This is a genomic window from Streptomyces sp. WAC07094 (assembly GCF_036320405.1).
Taxonomy (GTDB): Bacteria; Actinomycetota; Actinomycetes; order Streptomycetales; family Streptomycetaceae; genus Streptomyces; species Streptomyces lannensis.
Genome location: NZ_JAVMJZ010000001.1, coordinates 4,020,217 through 4,036,602 on the forward strand (window position 1 = coordinate 4,020,217; position 16,386 = coordinate 4,036,602).

The following is a 16,386-nucleotide window of genomic DNA, read 5'->3' on the forward strand; positions in this document are numbered from 1 at the left end:
TGACACGACGCAGCCTGACCCAAAGGGAAGCCACAAGAAGTCGAGGAGAGCGAACGAAGATGACGACATCGCCGAAATGGCGGGTCGCGCTGGCATCGGCAGCATCGGCTGCCGTGCTGGTCGCCACACCGCTGACCGGGGCGCCGGCCGCCCATGCGCAGCCGCCGTACCCGCCCACGGGACCGACACTGTCACTCAGCAGCTACACGGTGCGATCAGGGCAGACAGTGTCCTTCACCGCCAGGGGATTCACCCGCCGGCAGCTCGTCACCGTGGAACTGCTGTCGCGCACGATCGTCCTCGGCCGCTACCGGGCCGACCGGTTCGGAGCGGTACAGGGGAGGGTGCGCGTCCCGAGGATCGGGTCGGGCATGCACGTCTTCCGGCTGACCGCACTCCACCCCTACCGCCATGTCGCCGTCAACCTCCGGGTGATGCCGCCCCTCGGGCGGCCGGGAGGAGGGCGTCACGGCTGGCACGACGACGGCCGCGGTGGGCGGGGCAACAGGATGGGCCCCGCCGGCAGCGCGCAGAGCCTCGCGAAGACCGGTGACGAGAAGGCGCTGGGCCTGGGCGGCGCCGCGGCCGGGATGATCGCCGTCGGCGGTGGCACGCTGCTGGTCATGCGCCGTCGCCGCAACTCCTGACGGCGGGTCCATGACGCACAGTGACAATCGCACGGCGGTATCCCGGCGTCCCGGCCCCGGCCGGGACGCCGTCCGTGCGCCCGAGGCGGACGAGCCCGGCGAAGGAGCGCCTTCCGTCGTCGCACCGTCCCGATCCATCGGACCGTCGGCCGCGGACCGGGACCGTGTCTGAGCGCGCGCGCCGCACTGCGGCGGCCGGAGTCCTCGCGTGCGGCCTGCTGCTCGCGGCGTGCTCCGGGGCGGACCGCTCGACGGACGACCGGGTCGGCGGAGCCGCCGAGTCCACGGGCGACCGGCGCCCGGCCGCTCAGCGGATCGAGCAACTGAAGGTCAAGGTCCTCGAGGCCCTTCCGCACGACCCCGAGGCCTTCACCGAGGGCCTGGAGATCGTGGCCGGCACGCTCTACGAGAGCACGGGACTCGCCGGCCGGTCCTCCATGCGGGCCGGGCCTCCCGGCCGGAAGCCCGGGGTCCGCACGGCACTCCCGGCACCCTTGTTCGGCGAGGGCATCTCCGTGGTCGGCCGCACCCTGTGGCAGCTCACCTGGCGGAACGGGATCGCCATCGAGCGCGACGCCCGGACCCTCGCCGAGCTGCGCCGCGTCCCCTACCCGGACGAGGGCTGGGGGGCGTGCCTCCAGCGGGACCGGCACCGGCTGGTGACCAGCGACGGCTCGGCGCGGCTGGCCTTCCGCGACCCCGGCACACTGGCGAGCAGAGGTGAGGTCACCGTGACGGAGGAGGGCCGGCCGGTGACGGGACTGAACGAGCTGGAGTGCGTGGGCACCGCCGTCTACGCGAACGTGCTCCCCACCGACCGGATCCTGCGCATCGACCCCGCCACCGGAGCGGTGACGGCGAGCATCGACGCCTCAGGGCTGCTGCACGACGACGAGATCGTCGAGGGGTCGGTGCTGAACGGCATCGCCGCCGTCCCCGGGACGGACCAGTTCCTCGTCACGGGGAAGTTCTGGCCCAGAATGTTCCGTGTGGCGTTCGTGCCCGCCTGAGCGGGCAGCACAGCGACGCAGATCACCGCCTGCGCCACTACAGTGCGATGGAAGAAGTGGGTACTCTCGAACGGACTGCATAAGTTACCGCTTAGTAATCTCTCCGCCGGAGTACAGAGGACGTACGCCGAGGAGACCCCCTCGCAGGCCCGAGGAGCCCCCAAATGCAACTCGCCGCGATCATCGTGTCGCTGGTCCTGGCCGTGGTCGGCGTGGCGTTGTTCGCCCGAGCCATCGCCCAGATCTACCGCTTCGTGCGGCTCGGACAGAACGTACCCGCCGGCACCCGCACCGACGATCCCCGACAGCGCACCGTCACCGTGGTCAAGGAGTTCCTCGGCCACACCCGTATGAACCGCTGGGGCATCGTCGGCGTCGCGCACTGGTTCGTGGCGGTGGGCTTCTTCACCCTGGTCCTGACCCTGGTCAACGCCTTCGGCCAGCTCTTCCGGGCCGACTGGTTCATCCCCGTCATCGGCGACTGGGCGCCGTACGAGGTCTTCACCGAGCTCGTCGGCGTGCTCACGACGCTGGGCATCCTCACGCTCATCGTGATCCGCCAGCTGTCGCGGCCGGGCCGCCCGGGCCGCAAGTCCCGCTTCGCGGGGTCCAACATCGGCCAGGCCTACTTCGTCGAGGCCGTCATCCTCATCATCGGCCTCGCGATCCTCACGCTGCGCGGCCTGGAGGGCGCCCTGCACCACGTGTCGGGCTACGAGGCGTCGTACCTGATCTCGTACCCGCTGGTCGCGGCCTTCAAGGGCCTGAGCGTCGGCACGCTGCAGAACGTGGTCTACCTGGTCGCGATGATCAAGATCGCGACGTCCTTCATCTGGATGATCACGGTCTCCCTGAAGACGGACATGGGCGTGGCCTGGCACCGCTTCCTCGCCTTCCCGAACATCTGGTTCAAGCGCGAGTCCGACGGCGGTACGGCGCTCGGCGCGCTGCAGCCGATGACGAGCGGCGGCAAGCCGATCGACTTCACCGACCCGGGCGAGGACGACGTCTTCGGCGTCTCCCAGGTCGAGCAGTTCTCCTGGAAGGGCCTGCTCGACTTCTCCACCTGCACCGAGTGCGGCCGCTGCCAGTCGCAGTGCCCGGCCTGGAACACCGGCAAGCCCCTCTCCCCCAAGCTGCTGATCATGTCCCTCCGGGACCACGCGCACGCCAAGGCCCCGTATCTGCTGGCCGGCGGCGGCAAGACGATGGAGGGCGAGGAGAAGGCGTCCGCCGAGCAGCTCAAGGACGTCCCCGCGGCGGCCCTCGCCGAGGCCGAGCGCCCGCTGATCGGCACCCTGGAGGAGAACGGCGTCATCGACCCGGACGTCCTGTGGTCCTGCACCACCTGCGGCGCCTGTGTCGAGCAGTGCCCGGTGGACATCGAGCACGTCGACCACATCGTCGACATGCGCCGCTACCAGGTCATGATCGAGTCCTCGTTCCCGTCCGAGGCGGGCACGATGCTCAAGAACCTGGAGAAGAAGGGCAACCCCTGGGGCCTGGCCAAAAAGCAGCGTCTGGAGTGGACCAAGGAGGTCGACTTCGAGGTGCCGGTCGTCGGTCAGGACATCGAGGACCTCACGGAGGTCGAGTACCTCTACTGGGTCGGCTGCGCCGGTGCCCTGGAGGACCGCGCCAAGAAGACCACGAAGGCGTTCGCCGAACTCCTGCACATCGCGGGCGTCAAGTTCGCGATCATGGGCGGCGACGAGAAGTGCACCGGTGACTCCGCCCGCCGCCTGGGCAACGAGCCCCTGTTCCAGGAGCTCGGCATGGAGAACGTGGCCGCGCTGAACATGGCCTTCGGCGAGGACGACGAGGACCCGGCGACGAAGAAGCCGAGGTCCGCGAAGAAGATCGTCGCGACCTGCCCGCACTGCCTCAACACCATCGGCAACGAGTACCCGCAGCTCGGCGGCGACTACGAGGTCATCCACCACACCCAGCTGCTGCAGCACCTGGTGGACGAGGGCAAGCTGGTCCCGGTCACCCCGGTCGAGGGCATCATCACCTACCACGACCCGTGCTACCTGGGCCGCCACAACAAGATCTACACGCCCCCGCGCGAGATCATCGGCAAGGTCCCCGGTCTGCGCAACGAGGAGATGCACCGCCACAAGGAGCGCGGCTTCTGCTGCGGCGCCGGCGGTGCCCGGATGTGGATGGAGGAGCGGATCGGCAAGCGCATCAACAACGAGCGCGTCGACGAGGCCCTCTCCCTCAACCCGGACATCGTCTCCACCGCCTGCCCGTTCTGCCTGGTCATGCTGACCGACTCGGTCAACGGCAAGAAGAACGACGGCACGGCGAAGGAGTCCGTCCAGGTCGTGGACGTCGCCCAGCTGCTGCTCGACTCCGTCAGGACGCCGGTGGACCCGGCGGGCGAGGCGGAGACCGAGAGCGCGCCGGAGCCCGAGCCGGTGAAGTAGCAGGCGCCGCACAGGAATCCGCGGCCGAGGGGCCCACGTCGCAGCAGGCGATGTGGGCCCCTCGGCCGTTCGCCGTGCCGGGGACGGGCGACGGCCGGGACCTGTAGGCCGTAGGTGTGCTCTTCCGCCGGTGGGCGGTACGTCTGCGTCGCCTCCCATGCCCCCGCTGCCAGCATGACTGCCTGTCGTGATCATGAATCGCCGCCCGCCTCGGCGGTCGGCCGAGAACGCGGTGAGGCTGAATGGTGATGGCCCGGAGCGGCACAGCCGGCCCCGACGACTCCCGTATCCGGGTGATGAGGGTCATCGCCAGAATGAACGTCGGTGGTCCGGCCCTCCAGGTCTCCACCCTGATGCGCGGGCTCGACGACGAGTTGTTCGACCACCGGCTGTACGCCGGGTTCGTGGGCCCGGACGAGGCCGACTACGTGGAGCAGCGCGCCCCCGATGTGCAGGTCTGCCGGGTGCCCACCCTGGGACGGGCCGTGCGTCCCACCGACGACCTGCGTGCGCTGGCCGCACTGACCGCGGCCATGCGCCGCTTCCGCCCGCACATCGTGCACACGCACACCGCCAAGGCCGGAACCCTCGGCCGCCTGGCGGCGGTGCTCGCACGGGTGCCGGCGCGGGTGCACACGTACCACGGACACCTTCTGCACGGCTATTTCTCACCGGCGAAGACCCGGCTGGTGGTCCGGGCCGAGCGCAGGCTGGCCGCCGTCACCGACCGGCTGGTGGCGGTGGGTTGCACCGTCCGCGACGACCTCCTGGCCGCGGGTATCGGGCACCCCGGGCAGTACGCGGTGGTACCGCCCGGCACCACCGCGGCCGTGCCCGCACCGCGCGCCGAGGCGCGCAGGAGCCTCGGCCTGCCGGAGGACGGTCCCGTCGTGGCGTACGTCGGGCGGGTCACCGGGGTCAAACGGCCCGATCGGTTCCTGTCGGTGGCCCGGGAGGTGCGGCGCGCCGTGCCGGGCGCCCGGTTCCTGGTGTGCGGGGGCGGAGATCTGCACGGTGAGCTGGAGACGGCGGCCGACCTGAGCGAGTCGCTGCACCTGCTGGGCTGGCGCGCCGACGTGGAGACCGTGTACGCGGCCGCGGACCTGGTGCTGCTGACGTCGGACAACGAGGGCATGCCGGTCAGCCTGATCGAGGCGGGCCTCGCGGGCCTTCCGGCGGTGGCGACCAATGTGGGCAGTGTGTCGGAGGTGGTGCGGGACGGGCACACCGGCCTGCTCGCTCCTCCCGACGCCGCGGAGCTCACCCGCCACGCCGTCCGGCTGCTGCGCGACGACCGGCTGCGCCTGCTCATGGGGCAGCAGGCCCGCACCTGGACGGCGCAGCGCTTCGGGGCCGAGCGTCTGGTCCAGGACACCCATGACCTCTATGCCTCCATCGCGGTCGCACGCGGCTGGTGGCCGACACCCCTGACGAAAGGTGCGAACCGATGAAGGTCGTAGTGACCGGCGGTGCCGGGTTCATCGGAGCCAACCTCTGCCGAGAGCTGATCTCCCGGCGATCCGTCGGGAGGGTCGTCGCCCTGGACGATCTGAGCACCGGGGCGGCGGCGAATCTGGCGGGCACGGGCGCGGAGCTGGTCGAGGGGAGCATCCTCGACCGGGACCTGCTCGAGGACGTGGTGGACGGGGCGGACGCGGTGGTGCATCTGGCCGCCCGGCCGTCCGTGCCGCGCTCCCTCGCGGATCCGTTCGCCACCCACGAGGTCAACGCCACCGGCACCGTGCGGGTGCTCGAAGCGTGCCGCCGTCACCACACCCAGTTGGTCGCCGCGTCGTCGTCCTCGGTGTACGGCTCGGTCACCGCCCTGCCCAAACACGAGGGCCTGCCGACCCGTCCGCTCAGCCCCTACGCCGCCAGCAAGCTCGCGACCGAGTCCTACGTGCTCTCCTACGGTCACGCCTTCGGTCTTCCGGCCCTCGCGTTCCGCTTCTTCAACGTCTACGGCCCGCTGCAGCCCGCCGGACACGCGTACGCGGCGGTCGTCCCGTCCTTCGTCGACGCGGCGCTGCGCGGCAGGCCGCTGACGGTGTTCGGGGACGGTCACCAGACCCGCGACTTCACCTATGTCGGAACGGTCGCCCGGGTGCTCGCCGACGCCGTCCTGCGCAAGGTGACCTGTGCCGACCCGGTGAACCTGGCCTTCGGCACCCGGGTCAGCGTGCTGGAACTCGGCCATCACCTGGCCAAGGCGCTGGAGACGGCGGTCGAGTTCCACCATGAGCCATCGCGCCGCGGTGACGTACGGGACTCCCAGGCCGACGACGGGCTGCTCCGCGGTCTCTTCGCGGGCGTCGAGGCCGTTCCCCTGGAACAGGGGCTGGCCGAGACCGTGCGGTGGTTCCGCTCCCTGCCCGAGTACGCGTAGCGGCGGACGTGGCACGGGGCTCTCACGGCCTCACCCACCGGGGACCGGACGCACAGGACGCCGGGGAGAGGAGGCGGGCCACCGTGGTGGCCCGCCTCCTCTCCCCGGCGCGCAGACAGCTGTGGGCGATCGGGGGGCCGGTGCCCGCCGCTGCCGTGAGACCGGTTCAGGGGCGGCCGCCGGCCTGCTCGGACCCGGCGGGGCCGATCAGAGAATCTCGACCCTCTCGCCCCGGCAGCGGTTGCGGGTGTCGAGCACGTACGCACCGGCCCGTTCGACGAGCGCGTAGTCGAAGGCGTCGTGGTCGGTCGCGACCACGATCACGTCGGCGGAGCGGATCTCCGCCTCGGTGAGCTCGACGCGCGTGATGTCCAGGGGCACGAGGTACGCGTCGGTGTGCGGCTCGGCCACGACCAGCCGGGCTCCGAGAGCGAGCAGCGACCTGGCGAGGACGAGGGCGGGCGACTCCCGGATGTCACCGGTGTTCTTCTTGTAGGCCAGGCCCAGTTGGAGCACGCGCGCGTCCTTGACCGACTTGCCGCGCTCGTTCAGTCCGCGGGTGACCCGCCGGACGACATGGTCCGGCATGTTGTCGTTGATCTCGTTGGCCAGTGCGATGAACCGGAGGTCCCGCTTCAGCAGCCTCTTGACCTGCCAGGACAGATAGGAGGGGTCCACCGGCAGGCAGTGCCCGCCCACCCCCGGGCCAGGCCTGAACGGCATGAATCCGAACGGCTTGGTGGCGGCGGCCTCGACGGCCTCCCAGATGTCGGCGCCCAACTGCCGTGACACCATGGCCATTTCGTTGACCAGGGCGATGTTGACATGACGGTAGGTGTTCTCGAGCAGCTTGGTCAGCTCGGCCGTACGGCAGGAGCTCACGGGCACGGTGCGCTCCACGATGTCGCCGTAGAAGCCCTCGATCCTGCGCAGTGACGCGGCGTCGATCCCGGAGATCACCTTGGGTGTGTTCTCCAGGTGCCAGTCGGGGTTCCCGGGGTCGATGCGCTCGGGGCTGTAGCCGAGGTGGAAGTCGGCCCCCGCGCTCAGGCCGCTGCCCTGCTCCAGCAGTGGGAGCAGCAGGCTCTCGGTCGTGCCCGGATACGTCGTGGACTCCAGGATCACGGTGGAGCCGGGGGTGAGGTGCGGGGCGACGCTCCGTCCGGCACATTCCACGAAGCTCAGATCCGGCACACCCTCGCGCAGCGGCGTCGGCACCGTGATGACACACACGTCGAGGCCGTCGATGTCCTCGTACTCGGTGGTGGCGCGGAAGCGGCCACTGTCCGCGGCGGCGGCGAGACGTGCGTCGCCGATGCCCTCGATGTAGGAGTCACAGGCCCCCAGGCGTTTCACCCGCAAATCGTCCGTGTCCACGCCGACGACCGAGTACCCCGCCTCGACGGCCCGCACGGCCATGGGCAGGCCCACATAGCCCAGCCCTACGACGATCAACTTTCCCTTGTCACCGGCATCGTCCTTCTGACGCACACTCACCACTCCGATAGTTTTGGGGAATCCGCATATTCCACCCCCCCATTCATGCACGAGTGACGGCTCCCCCGGAGCCCTGTGGAATGTGTCCACGCGGCGTCACTCTGATTCCGTAACCAGCGGACGCGCCGAAGGGACCGCATTGAGCTGACGAGGTTTCAGATTCGGCTACTCATTGCATAGGTGAACCTTGGCTCGGCCATCGATCGAGCTGTGCCGGAACCCCGTCGCCATCTTCCGAAACCGGAGTGAAGCCGCTCATGGATCGTAGTTCGAATTACCTGGTCACCGGAGGAGCCGGCTTCATCGGCTCCCATCTCGTGGACGCCTTGCTGGCCCATGGACACAGCGTGGTGGTCCTCGACGACCTCACCACCGGGCGGACGGAGAACCTCGCCAAGGCGCAGCAGAACCCGCGTCTTCGTTTCCGCCGCGGCTCGGTCCTCGATGCACCCCTCGTCGACGAACTGGTCCGGGAATGCGACGTCGTCGTCCATTTGGCCGCCGCCGTAGGGGTCAAACTCATCGTCGAGCAGCCGCTGAAGTCGTTCATCACGAACACAAAGGGCACCGAGAACGTCATCGAGGCAGCACAGCGGCATGAACGCAGGATTCTCGTCACGAGCACGTCGGAAATCTACGGAAAGAATTCATCCGGACCGCTCAACGAGAACTCCGACCGCGTTCTCGGCAGTCCGTCCGTCGCCCGGTGGTCGTACAGCACGGCCAAGGCGGTGGACGAGATCATGGCCGTGCTCTACCACCGGGAGCGGGGGCTGCGGTCGACCGTCGTGCGGTTCTTCAACACCGTGGGCCCCCGCCAGAGCTCCGCGTACGGCATGGTCATCCCGCGGTTCGCCCGGCAGGCGGTGCGCGGGGAGCCCCTCACCGTCCACGCGGACGGCCGGCAGAGCCGCTGCTTCCTGCACGTCTCGGACGCCGTCGCGGCGCTGCTGCTCCTGCTCGAGCACCCGGACGCCGTCGGAGAGATCTTCAACATCGGTGCGGCCGACGAGATCAGCATCCGCGAACTCGCCGAGCGGGTCATCGCTCGGGCCGGCAGCGTCTCAGCGCTGGAGCACCTGTCGTACGACGAGGCCTACGGGCCGGGCTTCGAGGACATGGAGCGGCGCGTGCCCGACACCGCCAAGCTGCGCGCCCTGACGGGCTGGCAGCCACGGCACACCCTGGCCGACGTCCTCGCGGACGCGATCGCGGACGCCCGGGCCGAGTTGCGGGGCGACCGGTGCGCCCAGGTGCCCAGCACCCCGGAGCAGCGCCTTCCGACCTGCGGACCCGTTGCCGGGACCGCTCTGGCGGGACGGTGACCGGCATGGGCGCAGCGGTCGTGACGACGAGCGCGGGCTGCGCGGCCCTGCTGCTCGGACTGCTGCTGACGGAGCCGCTCAGACGCTTCGCCCTGCGCCATGGGATCACCGACCGTCCCGGCCCTCGTAAGGCGCACACCTGCCCGACGCCCTATCTCGGCGGTGTCGCCGTCGGGGCCGCCACTCTCGCCGCCGCGGCCGTCGCCGTCCTTCCCCGAGGGGTCTTCGACCCGGTGCTCGGCGTTGTGCTCGGCTGCTCCGCGCTCATGTGCGTCCTCGGACTCATCGACGATCTGCGGCAGCTCAGCGTGCGGTTCCGGCTGTGCGTCGAGACCTCGGCGGCCGCGGTGGTCGTGCTGGCCGGGGGGTGTCCGACCATCCTCGGCGGCCCCTTCGACGCGGTGTTCGCCATCGTGTGGATCGTCTTCGTGACGAACGCGTTCAACCTGCTCGACAACATGGACGGCGCGGCCTCGTCCCTGTGCGTCGTCATCGGCGCGTTCCTCTGTGCGACTGCCCTTGCCGACGGGCGGATCGGCCTCGCCGTGCTGACGGCGGCTCTCGTCGGGGCCTGTCTCGGTTTCCTCTTCCACAACCGGCATCCGGCGCGGATCTTTCTCGGCGACGCTGGCTCGCTCTTCCTCGGCTTCATGCTGGCCTCCGTGATGACGGTGGTGCACCACGACGTCGACGGCCTCTCCGGACCCGCGGTGCTTCTTCTCCCCACCCTCGTCCCGGCGCTGGACACCACGTTGGTGATGCTGTCCCGCTACATGGAGGCACGACCGCTGCTTCAGGGCGGCACGGACCACATCTCCCACCGGTTGCGCCGACTGGGCCTGACCGTTCCCCAAGTCGTGCGTGTCATGGGTGCGTTCGCGATGGCGGGGTGCCTCGCGTCGGTGCTGGTGGCCCATGGTGTGCTCGCACCGGGCGTGGCCCTCGTCGCCGCCTGTGCGGTGGGCGTCGGCGCGGTACGGCTCCTGCTCGTCATCCCGGCCACCGCGGATGCTTCACCGGCCTTCTCCGCGAGCGGGGTCCACCGCACGGCCTCGCAGTCCAGGCCTGGCGGCGGCGGATTCGGACGCCGTCACCGGTCGCTCCGGCCGACGACCGTGCCGCATTCGCGGGAGGCCCGGAAGCCCGCCACGCTGCCCCGCACCGCGGGGACTCCCGCCGCACCGCAGTGACGTCGTAGCCGCCGCGCCGGCGCGGTCAGGGCCGGTCCCGCGCTCGACGCGGGGCCGACCCGGCCGCGCCTCGGCACCGCCCGCCCGCGCGGGCGGGCGGTGCCGAGGCGCCCGGGGGAACGGGTACGGCGGACGCCGAAGCGCGCTGCATCACGGCAAGCCGCGATGGGAGGAGCTGCTGCGCTGGCTCGCTTCAAGCGCATGGTCACACGCGCGAACGGCTCGACCACGACATCGCCGATTCGGCCGCCCCGCATGGGGACGAACAGGATTCGTGAGAGCACCGTGCAGGATTCCTGCGTAGTCACGAGGGCGATGGGTCCCGCCGAGGGAAAGGACATCAAGTGGTCACGAAGTGCCGAAGTCGCCCTCACCCGGAGAATCCGTGTCTCATTCAGCTCAAGGCTGACCCGAGTTGATTCTTCCTCATGTTGTTCTCACCTCTCACGAGCGCGGATCACCCTTGCCGGATTTCCCGCCACAACCATGTCTGAGGGAACGTCTTTCGTCACCACGCTTCCGGCCCCGACGGCGGCACCACGCCCAATCGTCACACCCGGCAGAACGGTCACCCGGGCACCAAGGAAAACGTCCTCCTCCACGACGATGTCGGCATGAATCGGGGCGTGATCACGGAAACTTTCCCCGACTTTGGGCACCGGGTGGTCACCCGTGATGAAAAGGCACTCCGGTCCCATGTTTACATAAGCGCCTAGGGATACGCGGCCCAAGCCGAGGATCCGGGTTCCCTGCCCGATCGCGGCGCCTCTTCCCATCCTCAGTGTCGGTGGCAGGCTGACGTGGGAATGGATCATGACCGGCCCTCGCACCTCCGCGCAGATCTTCTCGGCGCACCAGCAGCGCAGGACGCGCGCGCCCGGGATGCGCCGGTCCAGTCGCTGTGCGATCAGCTTGTAGAAACAGCGGACGCCCCAGACGAGTGGTCGATTTTTCATACGGGCGTTCCTTCCGTGGACCAGCAGGGTTTAGCGGACGTTGGGTACTCGTTCGAGAGAGGTCCGAATCCGCTGTGACACGCGGACACCGAAACCACGGCTTCGATCGATATGCCGCCTACGCTACGACAGCATGTGCACGATCCATGGAAATAACAGGTGTGCCGCACATGCCGTTGACTGACAAAACATCAGTACCCCAGGTTCCCGGCACCCAGCAGACAAGGCAGGGCCAGTCACTCGAGAAAGTATGCCTGCTGATCGGGCAACTCGGTCTCGGCGGCGCGGAGAAACAGCTCGTCCTACTCGCACAGGGGCTGAGCGCTCGCGGAATCCGGACCCATATGCTCGTCATGTTCCACCTGGGGCCGCGGGCGGAAGGACTCCGGAAATCCGGCGTACGCGTGGTAGAACTTGGATTCCGCCGGCGCCCTTTCGGACGGAGGCAGATCATCGCCAACCTACGTGCGTGCATCCGCCTGGTGGTCTTCCTTCGCGAAGAAAGACCACAGATTCTCCAGGCCTTCCTGATGCACGCCTACATGACGGCCGCCCCCGCCGCACGGCTGGCACGCGTGCCGGTGTTCGTGGCGGGGCGGCGGAGTCTCGGCTTCTTCAAGAAGGACAACCGAGTGGTACTCGCCCTGGAACGGGTCGCCACACGATGGACGGACTTCCTGGTCGCCAACGCGTCGGCGATCGCCGACGAAGTCCGGCGCGAGGAAGGCGTACCGGCGGCCAAGATCGCCGTGATCCCCAACGGGATGCAACCGACCGAATTCGAACCCGCCGAACCCGCCGATGTCGTCAGCCCCCTGCCAGTGGTGCTGTGCATCGCCAATCTCACCGCCCACAAGGGGCACCGCTATCTCCTGGAAGCCTGTGCGACGTTGAGTCGCCGGGGAAGCCCCTGCACCCTCCTCCTCATCGGTGACGGGCCCGAACGCGCCGGGCTACAGGAGTTGGCCGACCGCCTGGAGATCGACTGCCGCTTCCTGGGGGCCCGTGCCGATGTGTCCGGTTTTCTGACCCGGGCCGACGTGGTCGTGCTGCCATCCCTGTACGAAGGGTCCAGCAATGCCGTCATGGAGGCCATGGCGGCCGGCCGGCCGGTGGTGGCCACCTCCGTCGGCGGCACCCCGGAGCTTGTGGAGGGGCGCGGGGTGCTGGTGCCCCCTGTGGACCCGGCGGCCCTCGCCGAGGGAATCCACCAGTTGCTGAGCGACCCGGACGCTGCCGCCGCCCTGGGACGGGCTGCACGCGAGTGGGCCATGGCCAACCTCACGGCCGACGTCATGGTGGACCGGTATGTCGCGCTCTACCGGCAACTGCTCGCGCGCCGGTCCTAGTGGGGCGGCCCGAGCCCACGGAACCGGCCCGGTCCGAATCGTCGCACCGCACGCTTTCCGAACAGCCCCGGCTGTTCGTCGTCGGGGAGGTGTTCCGGCACAGTGGATGACCGCCGACCGCAGTTCGCCTGGATACTGCTGGCCCGTGCCGGCACCCTCGCCATGGGCATTCTCGCCAGCGTCGTCGTGGCGAGAGCTCTGCCACCCGAGGGACGCGGAACCTACTACATGGCCGTCACTGTCGCCACGGCCGCCATGACGCTGGGCCATCTGTCCGTCGATCAGGCACAGACAGCCATGTGGGCGCGAGAAGGACAACGGCCTTCCCTCGATGCGAACAGCTTGCCGCTCGGCCTGGTCATCGGTTCCGCCGCGGCTGCCCTGGCGATCGGGCTCGGCCTGGTGTTCCAGGGGAGCGCCAACGTTCCGGACGTCTCTCTCCTGGCGACGGCCTGTGCGGGCGTGCCCTTGGGGATGAGCGTGTTCTACGGAACCAACATCATGGTTCTGCGCTCCCGTACCGGTGTGGCGGGACGCGCAATGCTGGCGAGTGCGCTAGCCCAGTGCCTCTGCCTGGTTGTCCTCGGATTGACCGGACACTTGACCGTCCAGATGGTGGTGGTCGCATGGGTGGTCTCGATGGCCGCTCCCCTGGCCGTGCTGATCGCCGCAGGAGGAGTCACCCTCGGGCTGCCCGACCTGGGTCTCGCCGCCGCGACATGTGCCAAGGGACTACGGCTTCACGCCGGTTCGGCAGCCGCATACCTGCTGCTGCGGTCGGACGTCTTTCTGCTGAACGCCCTCGCCGGGCCGCGGGAGGTCGGGATCTACACGCTCGCGGTGACCCTGGCGGACCTGAGCCGAGTAGCCGTCGACGTGTTCTCACAGGTCACTCTCTCCCTCCAGTTCGACGGCGACGTGAGCGGGTCAGCGATGGTCACGGCGCGGATCGTCCGGTTCACCGTGCTGCTGGGCGTCGCGTCCGCGGTGACGACCGTGACCGCGGTATCGATACTGATCGTCCCGCTGTACGGGCATGCGTACGCGGCCGCGGCCACACTCGTCGGTTGGCTGGTCCCTGGGGTCCTGCTGCTGTCGGCAGCCCGGCCGCTGTCCAATTTCCTGCTGCGTCAGCGGTCATCGCGCCTCGTCGTGTTCCCCTCGCTGATCGCACTGGTGGTGAACGTCGGATTGAACGCAGTGGCGATTCCCGTCTGGGGCGCAATCGGGTGTGCGCTCGCTTCCACTGTGGCGTACGGGACGCTCGTCGCCTTCCAGGTGGCGTATTTCAGCCGGGTGAGCGGACTCGGCTGGACGTGTCTGCTCCCTACGAGCGCCGAGACGGCACGCTTCACGATGGAGGTGAAGCACCGGTTCAAAGCACTGCGCATCGGCGGGGTGCCATAACCGGGTATCGCCCTGATGTGCCTCGGAACCCGGCCTCGGAGGTCTCATTAACGGGTGAACACGAACTCGTTGCAGCCGATCCCTCCCTTGCAGGTCTTCAGGTGAGACAGTTCGAAGCCACGCTCATGGCAGAAGGAGAAGACCTCCTCAGGCGTGGCGACCTGGAAGGGATAACCTCCCACCCAGTCGACGAGGTCGTGCTTGCGTGACATGCCACGCGGCCGGGGGACAGTCCCCTGCGGGTTGCCCTGGACCCGCTTGGTCAGCCTCTGGGCGGCGCGCAGCGGGGCGTGCCTGCCGAGATAGAGCAGGCTGCCGGTCAGCAGCAGTTGCCGCCCCAGCACGCCGGAGGCGTTGTAACGCCGTTTCACGGCCGTCCACATCCGGCTTTCCGGTCCCTGATCGTTGTAGATCGACACGTACAGCGTTCCCTCGGGAGCGACGAGGCCGCAGACGGCCTCCATCGCCGCCCAGAGATCGCCGGTATGGTGCAGCACGCCCCACGAGTAGACGATGTCGGCCTGGTCCAGTCGCTGCACGAACTCCGCGTCGAGGATGGAGGCGTGCTGGATGCTCCAGTCACTGTCCGGGGCGAATTCCAGGCGGAGCTTTCCGGCTGCTCTCACCGAGTCGGGGTCGTAGTCGAACGACCGTACACGTGCGCCCATACGCAGTGCCGCCAGGGAGAAGAGCCCGCTTCCGCAGCCGACATCCAGGAAGGTGCGTCCGGTCAGATCGGCGGTGCCGAGGGCAGCCTCCAGCGATCTCGTGGCACCGGCGATGCGCTCTTCGTCGATCAGTGTCCCGAATCGGAGCCAGTTCCGGCCGAAGGCGAAGCGCCGGCCCTGGCTGATCTCAGTCTCGCAGTCCATCATTCGGCTTTCCTTAACGTCGTGCGGATGAGGGTTTGGGGATCAGCCTTCCGGCGTCTGGCTTGGGCCAGCAAGCAGCCCAGGGAGATCCAGAAGGGCGTGGAAATGACCAGGTCTGTGAGGGCGTTGGCGAAGAGCAGCCCTACCGCGTAGGCAAGGCACAGCGCCTGGAGGATGACGCGTTCCGCGCTGTAGCGGCGTGCGAGACCGATCCACAGAAGAGCGACCAGGAGGGCGACGGTCACCATTCCGGACTCGGCTGCAAGCCTCAGGTAGTCGTTGTGGGTATTGATGAAGATGCCCAGGGCGGACGAGGTTCTGGCGTATTCGGGGAACACCGCGTACCCGATGCCGCGCAGTGGATGATCGAGTGCGACGCGCACTGCCAGAAGGGCGGCCTGCTTGCGCACCTCGGTGTTGACGGTGAGCTCGCTGGGCGTCCTGTCGCCCATCAGGTGGCCCTCGACCGAGTCCAAGGTGCCCGGCAGTACAACCGCCGCGGCCGCGATCACCAGCGCGATCAGCACCTTGTGCCGCAATGGACGGCTGGCGAGAAGAACGCAGGCCAACCCCATCGCAGCCGTCGCCAGCGCCCCTCGGGACCGGGTCAGCAGCAGTGCATGGGCGCAGACGACAGCCGGGACGAGCCACGACCAGGACCGGCTGAATCGTGCCAGACCCACGGCGGCGACCAGGGAGAGCGCGAGGACGACTCCCAGGTAATTGGGGTTCAGGCCCAGCCCGATCAGGCGGTCGGAGGCGTACTCCCCCCGGACGAGGAGGTATCCGGCGGCACCCGTCCCCGAACCGGCCACGACCTTCGCGATGCGGCGAGGATCGGGAGGCGCCAGGATCGAGGCGGTGAGCAGACCGAATCCCACCAGTAACAGAGCCCACGATGTCCACGACCGTTGTGCAGGGAGGGTGGAAGCCGCAGGCATCAGACAACTCACAGTGACAGCCAGGGCCATGAGCAATACCAGAACCAGGTCCGGGCGCAAGCGAAATCCGCTCAGCACCATCCGGAACAGCAACACTCCCACGGCACCCAGGACCGCCTTCAGCACCGTGCCGCCAGGATTGATGGCGGCGATCACCGGGACCAACCCGAGCACCATCAACAGGGCCACGTCCGGCCACTTCCACGCCACGAGAGCGAAGCAAATCAACGCCGCCGCAGCCGCGGCCGCAAAGCCATGGAAGAGGGCCAGATACGCGGCCACCGGCCCGGCGGCCAGGGTCCCCACCCGGCCAGCCACGGCGGCGGAGAGCGGTCTCAAGTTCGTCCTACCGGTGAGCAAAACTGGTCCTCCAC

The 16,386-nt window shown here is 68.9% G+C and carries 13 protein-coding genes; 9 read left to right on the forward strand and 4 right to left on the reverse strand.

What is annotated here, in order from left to right:
• Nucleotides 1-59: 59 nt before the first annotated feature.
• From RCR19_RS17700 to RCR19_RS17720, 5 genes are all read left to right on the forward strand, one after another.
• Complete coding sequence (locus RCR19_RS17700) at nucleotides 60-647, forward strand: LPXTG cell wall anchor domain-containing protein (RefSeq protein ID WP_331266028.1); 588 nt, start codon at nucleotides 60-62, stop codon at nucleotides 645-647.
• A 164-nt stretch (nucleotides 648-811) separates the two neighbouring features.
• The gene (locus RCR19_RS17705) at nucleotides 812-1,657 is read left to right on the forward strand and encodes a glutaminyl-peptide cyclotransferase (RefSeq protein ID WP_331266029.1); all 846 of its coding nucleotides are present in this window, start codon (nucleotides 812-814) and stop codon (nucleotides 1,655-1,657) included.
• Nucleotides 1,658-1,821: 164 nt separating this feature from the next.
• The gene (locus RCR19_RS17710; protein WP_331266030.1) at nucleotides 1,822-4,089 is read left to right on the forward strand and encodes a (Fe-S)-binding protein; all 2,268 of its coding nucleotides are present in this window, start codon (nucleotides 1,822-1,824) and stop codon (nucleotides 4,087-4,089) included.
• Nucleotides 4,090-4,331: 242 nt separating this feature from the next.
• Nucleotides 4,332-5,540 (forward strand): glycosyltransferase, encoded by a 1,209-nt coding sequence (locus tag RCR19_RS17715; RefSeq protein WP_331266031.1) that lies wholly within the window; start codon nucleotides 4,332-4,334, stop codon nucleotides 5,538-5,540.
• Nucleotides 5,537-6,475, forward strand: a complete 939-nt coding sequence (locus RCR19_RS17720) for an NAD-dependent epimerase/dehydratase family protein (RefSeq protein ID WP_331266032.1) — start codon at nucleotides 5,537-5,539, stop codon at nucleotides 6,473-6,475. The genes RCR19_RS17715 and RCR19_RS17720 overlap by 4 nt, the downstream gene beginning before the upstream one ends.
• 207 nt (nucleotides 6,476-6,682) lie before the next feature.
• Here the strand turns inward: RCR19_RS17720 and RCR19_RS17725 are convergent, their stop codons facing one another.
• Nucleotides 6,683-7,972, reverse strand: a complete 1,290-nt coding sequence (locus RCR19_RS17725) for a nucleotide sugar dehydrogenase (RefSeq protein ID WP_331266033.1) — start codon at nucleotides 7,970-7,972, stop codon at nucleotides 6,683-6,685.
• A 257-nt stretch (nucleotides 7,973-8,229) separates the two neighbouring features.
• Between RCR19_RS17725 and RCR19_RS17730 the strand changes: the two genes are divergently transcribed.
• The gene (locus RCR19_RS17730) at nucleotides 8,230-9,297 is read left to right on the forward strand and encodes an NAD-dependent epimerase/dehydratase family protein (protein WP_331266034.1); all 1,068 of its coding nucleotides are present in this window, start codon (nucleotides 8,230-8,232) and stop codon (nucleotides 9,295-9,297) included.
• 5 nt (nucleotides 9,298-9,302) lie between these two features.
• Complete coding sequence (locus tag RCR19_RS17735; protein ID WP_331266035.1) at nucleotides 9,303-10,487, forward strand: MraY family glycosyltransferase; 1,185 nt, start codon at nucleotides 9,303-9,305, stop codon at nucleotides 10,485-10,487.
• Between the two features lie 437 nt (nucleotides 10,488-10,924).
• On the opposite strand, the gene RCR19_RS17740 is transcribed toward RCR19_RS17735, so the two are convergent.
• Nucleotides 10,925-11,443 (reverse strand): acyltransferase, encoded by a 519-nt coding sequence (locus RCR19_RS17740; protein ID WP_331266036.1) that lies wholly within the window; start codon nucleotides 11,441-11,443, stop codon nucleotides 10,925-10,927.
• A 170-nt stretch (nucleotides 11,444-11,613) separates the two neighbouring features.
• Between RCR19_RS17740 and RCR19_RS17745 the strand changes: the two genes are divergently transcribed.
• A complete protein-coding gene (locus RCR19_RS17745; protein WP_331266037.1) occupies nucleotides 11,614-12,792 on the forward strand; it encodes a glycosyltransferase in 1,179 nt (392 codons plus the stop codon).
• Nucleotides 12,793-12,894: 102 nt separating this feature from the next.
• Nucleotides 12,895-14,199, forward strand: a complete 1,305-nt coding sequence (locus RCR19_RS17750) for an oligosaccharide flippase family protein (RefSeq protein WP_331266038.1) — start codon at nucleotides 12,895-12,897, stop codon at nucleotides 14,197-14,199.
• Between the two features lie 47 nt (nucleotides 14,200-14,246).
• On the opposite strand, the gene RCR19_RS17755 is transcribed toward RCR19_RS17750, so the two are convergent.
• Nucleotides 14,247-15,071 (reverse strand): class I SAM-dependent methyltransferase, encoded by an 825-nt coding sequence (locus RCR19_RS17755; protein ID WP_331266039.1) that lies wholly within the window; start codon nucleotides 15,069-15,071, stop codon nucleotides 14,247-14,249.
• Nucleotides 15,071-16,318, reverse strand: coding sequence for an O-antigen ligase family protein (locus RCR19_RS17760; protein WP_331266040.1), 1,248 nt, complete (start codon nucleotides 16,316-16,318; stop codon nucleotides 15,071-15,073). The genes RCR19_RS17755 and RCR19_RS17760 overlap by 1 nt, the downstream gene beginning before the upstream one ends.
• Between the last annotated feature and the right edge of the window lie 68 nt (nucleotides 16,319-16,386).